Below are 13,605 nucleotides of genomic sequence, written 5' to 3'. Positions count from 1 at the left end.
CCCGCTCTCAGGCGCGGAAGTCGGGGGATCCGAGCACGCGCTCGACGGTGATCTCGAGCGCGACGCGATCGGGGTTCGGACGGGGCTCGCGGTAGCGGCGTGTGTAGAGCTCGACGGCGTGGGCGACCGCATCCGCATCCTCGACGACGCGCGCCGGACCCTCGAAGCTGAGCCAGCGGCGGCCGTCGACGGTGTTGACGCTGGCGCGTCCGGTGCGCTCGACGTTGAGGAACTTCTGCGTGCCGCGGGAACCGATCACCCGCACGATGCCGTCCTCGTACGTGATGCCGACCGGCACCGAGTGGATGCGGCCCTGCCGGTCCAGCGTCGACAGGGTTGCCAGGTGGTACTCGGCCAGGAACGCGCGCGCGGCATCGGTGATCACCGCCTCAGCCTGCCAGAGCCGGATAGGCGCCGGCTCAGAACCGCCAGATGAGCGGCACGTACAGCACGGCCGCCGCGAGGAACAGCAGGGCGAGCGGGAGCCCGAGACGCCAGTAGTCGCCGAACCGGTACCCGCCAGGGGACAGCACCATCAGGTTGGCCGGCGTCGCGACGGGTGTCAGGAAGGACGCCGCTCCGGCGACGGTCAACGCCATGAGGAAGGCGAGGGGACTGACCCCGAGGTCCACCGCGATCGTGGTGGCGACGGGCGCGACGATCAGCACCGTCGCGACGTTCGAGATGAACTGACCGAGCACGACGGTGACGACGCAGACCGCGAGCAGCGCGAGGTGCGGATCCGCCGAGCCGACGACGCGGAGAACCCCGTCGGCCACGACCTCCGCGGCGCCGGTCTGCAAGAACGCGGCCGAGAGCGGGATCATGCCTGCGATGAGCACCAGCGTCGTCCACGAGATGTCCTGATACAGGGCGGGAAGCGTCACGACGCGGGTGAGCACGAGGGCACCGGCCGCCACGAGGCCCGCAACCGCGGGCGGCGTGAGTCCCGTCGCCAGGAGCACGACCATGATGGCGGTGATCACGAGGGTACGTCGGGCTCCCCGCCGCATCCCGGTCGGCACCGTCCGAACGGCGCCGGTGCGGACGGCCTCCGGTACCAGCGACAACGTCTCCGCCTCGCGCGGCCCGGGCGCGGCATGCGCGGCAGCATCGGGCAGGGAGGGCAGCAGACGGTCTCCGAACAGGATGATGATGGTGAGGGCGGCTGCCAGCAGCGGCAGCCCGACGAGCGCGAACTCCGCGAAGCCGAACCCTCGGCCGGCCTCGGCCTCGGCGAGCTCTGAGACGACGACGTTCACCGGCGTCCCGGTGAGGGTGAGCAGCGACGCAGCCGATGCGAGGAAGGCCAGCGGGATCATCACTTTCGACGCGGGAATGCGGGCACGTCGGGCGATCACTGCGGCGACGGGGACGAGGGCGGCGACCGCGCCGTTGATGCTGAGGAAGGCGGTCAGCACGGCCACGAGTGCGCCGAGTGCGCCGATGACCGGGCCTCGACGCTGGCCGGCGCGAGCGACGATCAGGCCTCCGAGCCAGCGGGTGATGCCGCTGCGCTCGAGCGCGCTGGCCACGACGAACAGGCTGGCGATGAACAGCACCGTGGGATCGCCGAACCCGGCGAGCGCTTCGGGAAGGGTGAGCACGCCGGTCGCCCACAGGGCGAGGGCGACGCCGATCGCCACGACCTCGAGGGGTATGCGGCCCGAGAGGAACGCGAGCACTGCCAACCCCAGGATGAGGAACGTCGCGGCGATCGGATCCATGCCTCCACGCTAGCGGCGGGTGGCTCGCCGCATCCGGCCCGCGACCGTGCGATCAGACGAAGCGCACCGTGGCGTCCAGGCGCGTACGCACGTCGAACACCTCGTTGCCCCCGATGTCGCGCGCGCCCGTCACACCACGCCGCAGCACGGTGGCCAGCGCCGAGCGCCCGGCGACCACGACGGGCGTACCGCGCACGGTGCCGAGCTCGGTGATCTGCTGGGCGAGGTCGTTGTCGGGCAGCACGACGATCGCGCCGCTGAAGCGCACCCGTGCCGCTCGGGCGACGACCCGCATCCGCGACAGCAGATCGCTGACGGGGGCGCCGACGACGGCGGGGCCGATGATCTCGCCGCGACGGAAACCGACCGGGCCGCCGAAGTCCTCCGAGAGCACCCCGTACAGACCGCTCGGACCGAGCACGATGTGGTCGAGCTTCTCGTCGAGGTCTCCGCTACGACCGGATGCGGCGACGTCGTGCCAGACGCTGTAGCCCATGCCGAGGTCGGCGACGATGCGGGCGGTCGCCTCCTCGGCGAGCGCGTCGGCCAGGAGGCGCCGGATCTCGCGCGGCGCCGAGCGCACCAGCTGCGCGTCGTAGGGATCGGGCACCTCGGCACCGCGCCCCACCCACTCGCGGATGAGCGTGAGATACCGTTCGCGCCGCCATCCACCAGGCTGGCCGGCGGATCGTGCGCGCGGACGCGTGTCCTGCCGTGCTCGCGGCGGCGTCCATGCACCTTCCGCCTCGGGCGCAGCGCTCACCGCGCCCCGGCCGCGGTCGTAGGCCGCTCGCGCCTCGGGCGTGCCCACGAGTTCCCACGCGCGCTGCACCTCGACGAAGCGCACCGCGTCGCCGCCGGTGTCGGGATGCGTCTCGCGCAGGCGCACCCGGAACGCACGCCGCAGGGTCTCGTCGTCGGCATCGGCTGCGACCTGGAGGATGTCGTACGCGGATGCGGAGAGGGGACTGTCGAACACGCCGCCTCGCTTTCACCTGCCGCACGGCAGCGTCCAGGCTACCGGCCCGCGCCTGTTCGGGCGCCGTGAGCTCAGCGTCGTTCGTTTCGTCGCGCGTAGGCGGCGGCCTTGCGACTGGACAGGGCGAGGAGCACCAGGATGTCGAGGCCGAGGTTCAACAGGGTGCTGCTGATGCGGATGTCCTGGCCCTGCACCCACCAGGCCGAGAAGGCGAAGCTGATCGACAGCACAGAGAAGAAGAGCACGGTGACCCGCGAACGGTTGCCGCCGCGCAGGACGAAGATCGCCATGACGGCGTCGAACAGCAGGACGGCGCCGCCCACGAGCCAGACGAACCCCAGCCCGAGGGCCCGCTCCTCCTCGCTGAGGGGAACCCCGTCGATCACGACCGATGCGTCGTGCACGATGTGACGCCACTCGAACGTGATCGACAGCAGCCAGATCACTCCCGCCAGCACGCGCAGGAGGACGAGGAGTCCGCCGGCGACGGTCGCCGCGGGCCGCGGCATGTTCGGGTCGTGGGTGAGCGGACGCGCGAGGCGCGCCGGCGACTCGAACGCCGTGCGCTTGCGGGGGACCTTCTCGCTCACACCGTCACCCCCCGCACGTCCACGATCGGCAGATCTCCGTCGGTGCGGATGCTGTCGCCGCCGCCGTTGCGGGCGTGATAGCCGGTGGAGAAGTCTGCGATCACATCGACGCGCACCCGCGGCTCCGCCGCGGTCACGGTCTGCACGATGTGGTCGCGCTCGATGTCGGTGTCGGCGTCGATCCGGTGGGTCACCTGGAGGGTGAACAGCGACAGCCCGACGGCGGTGTCGAAGGTGCCGGCGGCCAGCCATTCCACCCGGCGCCCGCCCGGCAGCAGCCAGTCGTCGGGGCAGCGCCAGAAGCGCACGTGGTGACGCTGCGCGGGGTTGCCGTCCACCTCCTGCTGGTAGGCGAAGTCCTGCTGCCTGGAGAACAGGAACAGCGGGCTGACGGGGGCCTCGTCGTAGCTGTGTCTGGTGAGGGTCGACGTGATGATGCGCCACGAGGAGGCGAGGGTCACGGGGTCGGCCTTCGTCCAGCCCGCGCGGCGCAGCACATCCTCGATCTGCTCGGCGCTGCCCATGAACGCGAGGTTGACGGGGTCGCCGAGGAGTCCGTCGCTCGTGCGTGTGCGACCGATGAAGTAGTCGGGCACGTAGATCATCGTCAGGATGCGGTGCAGCCGGGGCAGCACGAGGTACGCCAGCAGGACCCAGAACGCGATGGCGAGCGGGATGCCCCACCATCCGACGCGGAAGGTCTCGGTGAAGCTCAGGTAGGCGAGCCAGATCGAGGCGAGGCCGGCGAAGACGAAGAAGAAGCCGTCGAGCGCGACGCCGATCGAGTAGGTCCGGCGCTTCCTCTTCTCCCCCGCGGCCACGATCAGCCCCAGAGCGTTCGTGGGGGCCGGAAGGCGAAGGCCTGATCGACGATCGCGGGGTCGAGCTCGTCGAGCGCGGCGGGATGCCAGCGCGGGGACCGGTCCTTGTCCACGAGCTGCGCGCGGATGCCCTCGACGAGGTCGGGCTGGGTGAGGGCGAACCACATCACGAGCCCGTACTCCTGCTCCAGCACCTCGCGCAGCGACCGCCTGCGCCGCGCGCGACGCACGGCCTCGAGCGTCACGGTCAGCGCGGTGGGCGAGAGCGCGGCGATCAGTTCGGCGGCGGCGACCGCATCCGGCTCGGGATGCGCGCGCAGCCGCGCGAGGATCTCGCTGACCGAATCGGCGGCGAACGCGTCGTCGATCCACGCTCTCGCCGTCTCGAGGCGCGAGGTGTCGGGCGTCTCGTCGAACAGGAGCACGAGCTCCGCAGGCCCCTGCGGATCCGCGCGGGTCTCGAGTGCGTCACGGAAGGCGTCGATGCGGTCCGAGGGAACGAGGTGGTCGGCGAAGCCGGCGTAGATCGCGTCGGCCGCATCCATCGTGCCGCCGGTCAGCGCGAGGTACTCGCCGATGCGCCCGGGCGCATGCGCGAGCAGCCACGTGCCCCCGACATCCGGCGTGAAGCCGATGCGGGTCTCGGGCATCGCCAGCTGCGAGCGCTCGGTGACCACGCGGTGCCCGGCGTGCGAGGCGAGCCCCACGCCGCCGCCCATGGTGATCCCGTCGGCGATCGTCACGACCGGCTTCGGATACTCGGCGAGGCGGGCGTTCAGCGCGTACTCCGCGAGGAAGAAGTCGGCGGTGCGCTCCGCGTCGGAGCTCATCGCCTGCTCACGCAGGAGACGTACGTCGCCGCCCGCGCAGAAGCCGCGATCGCCCGCACCGTCGAGCAGCACGACCTCGACATCGGCGTCGTGCTCCCACGCATCCAGGGCCCCGGCGAGCCGGCGCACCATATCGATGTCGACGGCGTTGAGCGCGCGCGGACGGTTGAGCGTCAGCCGCCCCACCCCCTGATCCGACCGCACCAGCACCGTCGCATCCGCACCGCTCATGCCCGCCACGTTAGCGCCGCCGGAGCACCCGCACGGGATCGGTGAGAGTCGATCCCCGATTTTCCGCGGATTTCCGCCAGAATGGAGAAACGTTCTGACCTTGACGGAGGTTCCCATGCCCGACGGCCAGATCCTGGAGTTCTCCGAGGTCACCAAGAGATTCGGCACGATCGATGCCGTCTCCCGATTGAGCGCGCGTATCGAGCCCGGCCTCGTGACCGGCTTCCTCGGCCCGAACGGCGCCGGTAAGACGACCTCACTGCGCATGCTGCTGGGGCTCGTCCGGCCCACCTCGGGCACGACGACGATCGGCGGATCGCACTACAGCGAACTGCGCGATCCGCTGCGCACCGTCGGCGCCGCCCTCGAGGCGTCGAGCTTCCACCCAGGTCGCAGCGGCGCCAACCACCTGAAGGTCTACGCGCAGGCGGCGGGGCTGCCGACCGGCCGTATCGATGAGACGCTCGCCCTCGTCGGTCTCTCGGACGCCGCCGGACGCAAGGTCGGCGGCTACTCCCTCGGGATGCGGCAGCGACTGGGCCTGGCCACCGCGCTCCTCGGCGACCCGGGCGTCCTCGTGCTCGACGAGCCCTCCAACGGCCTCGACCCCGAGGGCATCAAGTGGATGCGGATGCTGCTGCGCGCCTTCGCCGACGAAGGCCGCACGGTGCTCGTCTCCTCGCACCTGCTCATGGAGATCCAGCAGACCGCGGATCGCCTGCTCATCCTCGCCCGCGGACGACTCGTGTTCGACGGCGGCATCGAAGACCTCGCCGACCCCGACGAGTACGCGACGGTCGTCGATGCCCCCGATCGCGCTGCCCTCGAGGCCGCGCTCACCGCGGCGGGACACTCGTTCGAGGTGCTGCGTTCGGGACTCACGGTTCGCGGAGCGGAGCCCGTCGAGGTGGGTGCGCTCGCCGCCGCATCCGGCATCGCTCTGTCGGGCCTGCAGCGCCGCGGCCCCGAGCTCGAGGAGATCTTCCTCGCGCTGGTCGACGGCACGCGCGTGCACCCGCCGGTGGGCGAGACCGCGGCCATCCCCGCGGTCGACGAGGACGCCCCGCTCGCACCCGAGAACGACCCCGCCCCGGAGACGTCGGAGATCACCGAGGCGCCCGATGTGGAGGTGCCGCTGGACACGCCCGTTCCCGAGGGCGCCGCCGAGGCCGCTCGGGAGGATGCTGCGGGCGCCTCCGAGGTTGCCCCCGCCGATCACACCGCACCGGTCGAGGAGACCGCGGCGCCGGACGAGCAGCAGGGTGCTGCCGCCGACGATCTCGCGCCCGCCGCTGAGAGCGGAGAGGCTCCCGCATCCGACTCCGAGCCGGCGGAAGGCGAGACCTCCGACGCAGATCCCGCACCGACCGAGGCCATTCAGATCACCGAGCCGACGGATGAGGCCGAGCCGCATCCCGAAGCCGACGACCGCGAGGAAGGGGGCCGGGCATGAGCCTCGTGAACGTCACCCGCTCCGAGCTGACCAAGCAGTTCACCACCTCGATCTGGTGGATCCTCGGCATCGTCCTCGCCGGATACGTCGGGTTCACCGCGGCCGGCCTGTCCGTGGTGTTCGCGCTGGCCGCGAGCGGCGCCCTTCCCTCGAGCGGCGGCGGCCTCACGGCGACGGGCGTACCGGGCGACGTCAGCGCCCTGATCTACAGCCTCGCCGCATCCGTCGGCTACGTGTTCCCGCTGCTGATCGGCACGCTGCTGGTCACCGGTGAGTTCCGCCACAACACGCTCACCCCGACGTTCCTCACGACTCCGAAGCGCGGGCGGGTGCTCACGGCGAAGGTCCTGGCCGGGGCCGTCATGGGCCTGGTCTACGCCGCGCTGGCGCTGATCGTCACGGTCGGCCCCGCCGCCGGCGTCCTCGCCGGATTCGGGCAACGCACGGGCCTCGACTCCTCGGACACGTGGGCGATGCTGGGACGCATCGTGATCGCCTTCGTGCTGTGGGTCGTGGTCGGCATCGGCGTGGGTCTCGTGGTGCGCAACCAGGTCGCGGCGGTCGTCATCGTGCTCGCCTTCACGCAGTTCATCGAGCCCCTGCTGCGCTTCGGCGGTGCCTTCGTCTCCGGTCTGAGCGACGCGGCCCGGTTCCTGCCGGGAGCCGCGAGCGACACCCTCGTCGGCGCAAGTCTGTTCTCGGCCAGCGCGGGAGGGGATGCGGGCGCGCCGCTCGAGTGGTGGGTCGGCGGCCTCGTGCTGCTCGCGTACGGCCTGCTGCTCACGGTGCTCGGATACTTCGCCAGCTGGCGCCGCGACGTCGGCTGACCCACCTCCGGCGGGGCGGCCCGCGCTTCCTCCGAGCGAGCATCCGATCATCGAGCGAGTACCTCATTGAATGCTCGCTCGGCGAACAGATGCTCGCTCGGCGGATGCGGTGGGCCGGGCGCCGCGATGTCGGCTGACTCCCGGCTCCGCGGGACCCTGCTCAGCTCGAGGCGAGCTCGACGACGTCGGTCGGGTCGTCGCCCGCGTCGACGCGCAGCGCCCGCACGAGGGCCTCGCCGTGCCGGGTGCCGAGCACGAGGCGCTGGAACTCTGCGTCGCCCTCGAGGTCGATGACCACGCCGGGGCGGTTCTTGCGGATGACGGCGAAGTCCTTGCCGCCGGCGTAACGCCACGTTCCGATGGCGAGCGTCGCGGGGATGAATGTGCCGGGTGAGCGGACGCCCCGCAGCCATGTCCAGGGGTCGTCGGTCAGCTGCACCCGCGAGATCGCGGCACGATCGAGCGTCACATTCCGCTTACGGAATGCCAGCGCCTTCTCGGCGCCCGACAGCACGATCTCGAGGTGTCCCGAGTCGAGCATGAGCGTCACCATGGTCCAAGTCTGCCAGCGACGCTTCAGCCGCGGCAGCGAATTTGCTCACAGACGGACAACGATCCGCCAGCTTCGTGCGACCCCGACCGCGCACGGCGGTGGAAGACTGGACCGGTGCCCACGCCTCGTACCGACCTCCGGTCAGATGTGGGGCCCGAGACGGCTCCCGTGCTCGTCGCCCACGTGATCGACCGCGCCCGAGCGGGCGCACGGCTGAGCGTGAACGAGGTTCTCGCCCTCGTCACCGCCGACGGAGCCGACCGCGATCTCCTGTTCGCCGCCGCATCCGCGCTGCGCGACGAGGGTCTCGCTCTCGCCGGGCGCCCCGGCGTCATCACGTACTCGCGCAAGGTCTTCGTGCCCCTGACGACGCTCTGCCGCGACAGGTGCCACTACTGCATCTTCGTCGACACCCCGGGCCAGCTGCTGAAGAAGAACAAACCCGCCTACATGTCACCCGAGCAGGTGCTGCAGGTGGTGCGCCAGGGCGCGGCGCTCGGATGCAAGGAGGTGCTGCTGACCCTCGGCGACCGTCCGGAGGATCGCTGGCCCGAGGCGCGCGCCTGGCTCGACCAGCACGGGTACGCGTCGACGCTCGACTACGTCGCGGCGATCGCCCGCCTCGTGACGGCCGAGACCGGCCTGCTCGCACACCTGAACCCCGGGGTCATGCACGCGCACGAGCTCGAACAGCTCCGCCCGGTCGCCCCGTCGATGGGGATGATGCTCGAGACGACCTCTCGCGCCCTGTTCGAGACGCCGGGCCAGCCGCACTTCGGGTCCCCCGACAAGGATCCCGCGCTCCGGTTGCGGGTGATCGAGGATGCGGGGGCTGCGCGCATCCCCTTCACCACCGGCATCCTGGTGGGCATCGGCGAGACGCCGCTCGACCGGGCGGAGTCGCTCAACGCGCTGCGCGACGCCGAGGAGCGGCACGGCCACATCCAGGAAGTGATCGTGCAGAACTTCCGCGCCAAGCCGCGCACCGCGATGCAGGACGCCCCGGATGCCGATCTGCTCGAGTATGCGACGGTCGTCGCCGCGGCGCGGATCGTGATGGGCGCGCGGATGCGGATCCAGGTTCCGCCGAACCTGTCGGATCCGACCGAGTTCGCTCTGCTCGTCGGAGCAGGGATCGACGACTGGGGCGGGGTTTCGCCGCTGACCGCGGACCATGTGAACCCCGAGCGCCCGTGGCCGCACGTCGACGATCTTGCGGCGGCGACCGCATCCCTCGGCTACGAGTTGCGTGAGCGCCTCACCGCTCACCCCGAGTACCTCGCCGACCCCGGCACGTGGCTCGACCCCGCGATGCACGCCCCGGTCGCTGCCCTCTCCGACCCCGTTACCCACCTCGCCCGCACCGCGCCTCATGTTCAGAGGAATGCGGGCGGGGATGCGCGCGCGAGCACCGTGCGGGGGCTGGCGGAGCGGGCGGCGGCCGATCCGCTCGCGCTCGACGACGCCGAGTGGCTGCGCCTACTCGAGGCGACGGGCACCGCCCTGGACGACCTCGCGCACATCGCCGACGACGTACGCCGCTACACGGTGGGCGAGGCGATCACGATCGCCGTCAACCGCAATCTCACCTCGACCGGTTTCCGCGCGGCGGGCGCGCAGACACCCGACCAGTTCGATCTCGCGGATGCGGCGGCGATCGCCGCGGACGCGTGGGACCTCGGTGCGACGGAGCTGTGCATCCAGGGCTTGATCGCGCGGCAAGAGGCGCCGGAGGCGTACCTCGACATCGTCCGGGCCGCGCGCGCCGCCGCGTCCGACATCCACCTGCACGCCTACCGTCCGCAGGACGTGCACGACCTCGCCACCCGGAGCGGCCTCACGCTCGACGAGGCGTTCGCCGCGATGCGGGATGCGGGCGTCGACACCGTTCCGGGCACCGGAGTGAAGGTGCTCTCGGAGCGCATCCGCGGCCTCATCGCTCCCGGCGATCTCGAGATCGACCGCTGGATCGAGACCATCACGGCCGCCCACCGCGCCGGGTTCCGCTCGACGAGCGTGCTGTTCTACGGCCATGTCGAGACCGCGGCGGAGCGCATCGCGCACCTCGGCACGCTCCGGCGCATCCAGTCCGAGACGCGGGGGTTCACGGAGTTCGTCCCGATCCCCCTCCCCGGCTCCGCGGGTGGCATCGGCCTGGTCGAGGGACGCTCGTCGCTCGACGAGCACCGCGCGATGGCGGCGGTGTCGCGCCTGTTCTTCTCGGGCAGCATCCCCCACATCCAGATCCCGTGGACCCGGCACGGACTCGAGACGAGCGCCGTGCTCCTGCAGGCGGGCGGCGACGACCTCGGCGGCACGCTGCTCGACGGTCGCGTGCGCCCCGAGGCCGGCATCGAGTCGGGCAACGAGCTTGCCCTCCCGGATGCGGCGCGGATCGCCCGTCGGCTCTTCCGCCCGCTGCGCCAGCGCACCACGGTCTACGGCGAACCGTCGGACGAGCGCAAGGCGGCGATGCGATGACGCGCGAGGTCGATGTCGCGATCGTCGGCGCGGGGTTCGGCGGCCTCGCGATGGCGTCGGCCCTGCGTCGGGCGGGACGGGAATCGTTCGCCGTGCTCGATCGGGGCAGCTCGGTCGGCGGCACCTGGCGCGACAACACGTACCCGGGCGTCGCGTGCGACGTGCCCTCTCACCTCTACGGGCTCGCGAACCACCCGTGGCCGGACTGGTCGGGGCTCTTCGCCCGCGGCGAAGAGATCCACCGCTACCTGCAGCACATCGCGGAAGCCGAGCAGCTCGGCGAGCGCCTGCTGCTGGACACGCCGCTGCAGTCGGCGGCGTGGGACGGCGAGCGCTGGCTCGTCGAGACCGGACGCGGCGAGGATGTGCGCGCCCGTCGTCTCGTGCTCGCCTGCGGGCGGCTGACGGAACCGTCGATCCCCGACATCCCGGGACTCGAGACCTTCGAGGGCCCCCTGTTCCATTCCGCGCGCTGGGACCACACCGCGCCTCTCGCCGGCCGACGCATCGCCGTGGTCGGCACGGGCGCGTCCGCCGTGCAGCTCGTTCCGGCGCTCGTCGCACAGGGCGCCGAGGTCGTGCTGTTCCAGCGCACGCCGGCCTGGATCGTGCCGCGCGGCGACGTGGACTACACCGCCGCCGACCGGCGCCGGTTCGCCCAGCATCCGGACGAGCTGGCGCGGTTGCGCGACGAGCTGTACCGCGAGGGTGAGGAACGCTTCGCCTCGCGCTCCGGTGATGAGGATGCGGCGCGCGCCGCGCGCACTGTCGCCCTCGCCCACCTGGAAGCACAGGTGGCGGACCCGGCGCTCCGCCGCGCGCTGACCCCCGACTACGCGTTCGGCTGCAAGCGCGTGCTGCTCTCGGACGAGTTCTACCCGGCCGTCGCCTCGGATGCGGTCGCGTTCGAGGCGACGGCGCTCGCGCGCGTGGACGGCGGCGAGCTCGTTGCCGCATCCGGCGCCCGCTACCGGGCCGACATGCTCGTGCTCGCGACCGGGTTCGCCGCATCCGAGCAGCCGTACGCGGAGCTCGTGACGGGCGAGCAGGGCGAGACACTCGCGGAGCACTGGAGCGAGGGGATGACCTCCTACGCCTCGACCGTGGTCGCGGGCTTCCCCAACCTGTTCGTGCTCAACGGCCCCAACGCGTCGCTCGGGCACAACTCGTCCCTGCTGATGCTGGAAGCTCAGGCGGAGTACGTGGCCCACTGCCTGGACCGGGCCGGCGACGGCGTCCTGCGTCTGCGTCCGGATGCGGAGTCGGCGTACACCGCCCGCATCGATGCGGCGGCCGCATCCCGCCCCTGGCTCACCGGGGGCTGCGACAACTGGTACGTCGACGCCCGGTCGGGAAGGCTCACCCTGCTGTGGCCCGACACCGTCGACGCCTTCCGCGCCATGCTGGGTTCCACCGATGGGTCGGAGTTCCTGCCGGCCCCACTGCACCGCGACGCGTCGCGGGCGAGAGGAGAGTCATGACCGTTCCCCTGCGTCTGGGCTACAAGGCCTCGGCCGAGCAGTTCTCCCCCGATCGACTCGCCGACTTCGCCGTGCTGGCGGAGGAGGTCGGTTTCGACTCGGTCTTCATCTCCGACCACTTCCAGCCCTGGATGCACGAGGGCGGACACGCCCCGGCGGCGCTGCCCTGGCTCGGGGCCGTGGGATCGCGCACCTCGCGGGTACTGCTGGGCACGAGTGTGCTGACGCCGACCTTCCGCTATCACCCCGCCGTCGTGGCGCAGGCGTTCGCAACGCTCGGGGTGATGTTCCCCGGCCGGGTGATCCTCGGCGTCGGCACCGGTGAGGCGCTCAACGAGGTGACCCTCGGACTCGACTGGCCCGACCCGCCCGAGCGGTTCCAGCGCCTCAAGGAGGCCATCACCCTCATCGAGAAACTGTGGACGGGCGAGCGCGTCACCTATGAGGGCAACTTCTGGAGTGTGAGCGACGCGACGGTCTACGACCGCCCGACGACGCCCGTGCCGATCTACATCGGCGCCGCGGGCCCCGCGGCCACACGTCTGGCGGGGCGCATCGCCGACGGCTTCATCACGACGAGCGGCAAGGATCCGAAGCTCTACACCGACACACTGCTCCCCGCCCTCGCCGAGGGGATCGAGAAAGCGGGACGCTCGAGCGACGACGTCGACACCCTGATCGAGGTCAAGGTCTCCTACGCCGCCGACCGTGAGACGGCACTGGAGAAGACGCGCTTCTGGGCACCGCTCGCGCTCAGCGCCGAGGAGAAGATGGGCATCCACGACCCGATCGAGATGCAGCGTCGGGCGGCCGAGCTGCCGATCGAGCGCGCCGCATCCCGTTTCATCGTCTCGACCGATCCCGACGAGCACGTCGAGCAGATCGCCCGCTACGTCGACCTCGGCTTCCGGCACCTGGTGTTCCACGACCCGGGTGAGGACCAGGAGCAGTTTCTGCGCACCTACGGCGAGGAGATCCTTCCGCGTCTGCGCGCCCGCTTCGCGTGAACCTCGACTGGACGATCGTCGTCCCGCTGAAGGCGGCGGCATCCGGCAAGTCGCGACTGGGCGCGAGTGCCGCACTGGTTCGCGCGATCGGCCTCGACACCGTCGCTGCCGCCGCCGCGGTCGCGCGCGTCGTCGTCGTGACCGCGGATCGCGAGACGGCGGCGGCGGTGGCGGCGATCGGCGGCGTGACGGTGGTCGCCGAGGAAGAGCCGCGCGGCCTGAACGCGGCGATCGCGCTCGGGATGCCTGCATCGCACGCGCCTCGCGCGGCGCTGCTCGGCGACCTGCCGGCGCTCCGCCCCGATGACCTGCGTGGAGCACTGGATGCGGCCGCATCCGTCGACCGCGCCGTCGTCGCGGATGCCGAGGGAACAGGCTCGACCCTCGTCACCGCGCGTGCCGGGGTGACCTGGCAGAGCGCCTTCGGGGTGGACTCTCTGGCCCGCCATCTGGCGCTCGGCTGCGTGCGCCTCGACGTGCCGGAGCAGTCGACGCTGCGTCGCGACGTCGACACGGCGGCGCAGCTCGCGGCGGCATCCGCGTTAGGTCTCGGACCCCACTCCGTTCGGTTCTCCACAGGCGACCCGGTTTCGCAGGGAGGCCTTCGCCGAGAGGCGTAACGTGC

The 13,605-nt window shown here is 71.5% G+C and carries 13 protein-coding genes; 6 read left to right on the top strand and 7 right to left on the bottom strand.

Going from position 1 to position 13,605, the window contains the following annotated elements; translation table 11 throughout:
• Nucleotides 1-7 precede the first annotated feature (7 nt).
• The 6 genes from EHF32_RS14415 to EHF32_RS14390 all read right to left on the bottom strand — a co-directional run bounded on the left by EHF32_RS14415 (nucleotide 8) and on the right by EHF32_RS14390 (nucleotide 5,178).
• Nucleotides 8-385, bottom strand: a complete 378-nt coding sequence (locus tag EHF32_RS14415; protein WP_137418830.1) for a TIGR03618 family F420-dependent PPOX class oxidoreductase — start codon at nucleotides 383-385, stop codon at nucleotides 8-10.
• A 34-nt stretch (nucleotides 386-419) separates the two neighbouring features.
• Complete coding sequence (locus EHF32_RS14410; protein WP_137418829.1) at nucleotides 420-1,727, bottom strand: SLC13 family permease; 1,308 nt, start codon at nucleotides 1,725-1,727, stop codon at nucleotides 420-422.
• 52 nt (nucleotides 1,728-1,779) lie between these two features.
• Nucleotides 1,780-2,706, bottom strand: coding sequence for a J domain-containing protein (locus EHF32_RS14405; protein WP_137418828.1), 927 nt, complete (start codon nucleotides 2,704-2,706; stop codon nucleotides 1,780-1,782).
• A gap of 71 nt (nucleotides 2,707-2,777) precedes the next feature.
• Entirely contained in the window at nucleotides 2,778-3,296 is a 519-nt protein-coding gene (locus EHF32_RS14400) for a hypothetical protein (RefSeq protein ID WP_137418827.1), read from the bottom strand.
• A complete protein-coding gene (locus tag EHF32_RS14395; protein WP_137418826.1) occupies nucleotides 3,293-4,117 on the bottom strand; it encodes an LssY C-terminal domain-containing protein in 825 nt (274 codons plus the stop codon). The genes EHF32_RS14400 and EHF32_RS14395 overlap by 4 nt, the downstream gene beginning before the upstream one ends.
• 2 nt (nucleotides 4,118-4,119) lie before the next feature.
• On the bottom strand, nucleotides 4,120-5,178 hold the full coding sequence (locus EHF32_RS14390) for an enoyl-CoA hydratase/isomerase family protein (RefSeq protein WP_137418825.1): 1,059 nt from the start codon (nucleotides 5,176-5,178) through the stop codon (nucleotides 4,120-4,122).
• A gap of 115 nt (nucleotides 5,179-5,293) precedes the next feature.
• Here EHF32_RS14390 and EHF32_RS14385 point away from each other — a divergent pair, with 115 nt between their 5' ends.
• Both EHF32_RS14385 and EHF32_RS14380 read left to right on the top strand, forming a co-directional pair.
• Nucleotides 5,294-6,631 carry an ATP-binding cassette domain-containing protein gene (locus EHF32_RS14385; protein WP_137418824.1) on the top strand — a complete coding sequence of 446 codons (1,338 nt, stop codon included), beginning with the start codon at nucleotides 5,294-5,296 and terminating at the stop codon, nucleotides 6,629-6,631.
• Nucleotides 6,628-7,458: an ABC transporter permease gene (locus EHF32_RS14380; RefSeq protein WP_137418823.1), complete on the top strand. Its 831-nt coding sequence runs from the start codon at nucleotides 6,628-6,630 to the stop codon at nucleotides 7,456-7,458. The genes EHF32_RS14385 and EHF32_RS14380 overlap by 4 nt, the downstream gene beginning before the upstream one ends.
• A 160-nt stretch (nucleotides 7,459-7,618) precedes the next feature.
• Here EHF32_RS14380 and EHF32_RS14375 read toward each other — a convergent pair whose 3' ends face one another.
• Nucleotides 7,619-8,011, bottom strand: a complete 393-nt coding sequence (locus EHF32_RS14375; RefSeq protein WP_137418822.1) for a hypothetical protein — start codon at nucleotides 8,009-8,011, stop codon at nucleotides 7,619-7,621.
• Between the two features lie 114 nt (nucleotides 8,012-8,125).
• Here EHF32_RS14375 and cofG point away from each other — a divergent pair, with 114 nt between their 5' ends.
• The 4 genes from cofG to cofC are packed head-to-tail and all read left to right on the top strand — an operon-like array spanning nucleotide 8,126 to nucleotide 13,600.
• Entirely contained in the window at nucleotides 8,126-10,492 is a 2,367-nt protein-coding gene (gene cofG / locus EHF32_RS14370; RefSeq protein ID WP_238343721.1) for a 7,8-didemethyl-8-hydroxy-5-deazariboflavin synthase CofG, read from the top strand.
• The gene (locus EHF32_RS14365; RefSeq protein WP_137418821.1) at nucleotides 10,489-11,973 is read left to right on the top strand and encodes a flavin-containing monooxygenase; all 1,485 of its coding nucleotides are present in this window, start codon (nucleotides 10,489-10,491) and stop codon (nucleotides 11,971-11,973) included. The genes cofG and EHF32_RS14365 overlap by 4 nt, the downstream gene beginning before the upstream one ends.
• On the top strand, nucleotides 11,970-12,980 hold the full coding sequence (fgd, locus tag EHF32_RS14360; RefSeq protein WP_137418820.1) for a glucose-6-phosphate dehydrogenase (coenzyme-F420): 1,011 nt from the start codon (nucleotides 11,970-11,972) through the stop codon (nucleotides 12,978-12,980). Before EHF32_RS14365 ends, fgd begins: the two co-directional genes overlap by 4 nt.
• Nucleotides 12,977-13,600, top strand: coding sequence for a 2-phospho-L-lactate guanylyltransferase (gene cofC / locus EHF32_RS14355; protein WP_137418819.1), 624 nt, complete (start codon nucleotides 12,977-12,979; stop codon nucleotides 13,598-13,600). The genes fgd and cofC overlap by 4 nt, the downstream gene beginning before the upstream one ends.
• Nucleotides 13,601-13,605: the final 5 nt, after the last annotated feature.

The sequence above is a fragment of the Microbacterium sp. RG1 genome (assembly GCF_005347485.1).
GTDB lineage: Bacteria > Actinomycetota > Actinomycetes > Actinomycetales > Microbacteriaceae > Microbacterium > Microbacterium binotii_A.
This window is presented reverse-complemented; position numbering and strand designations above follow the sequence as displayed.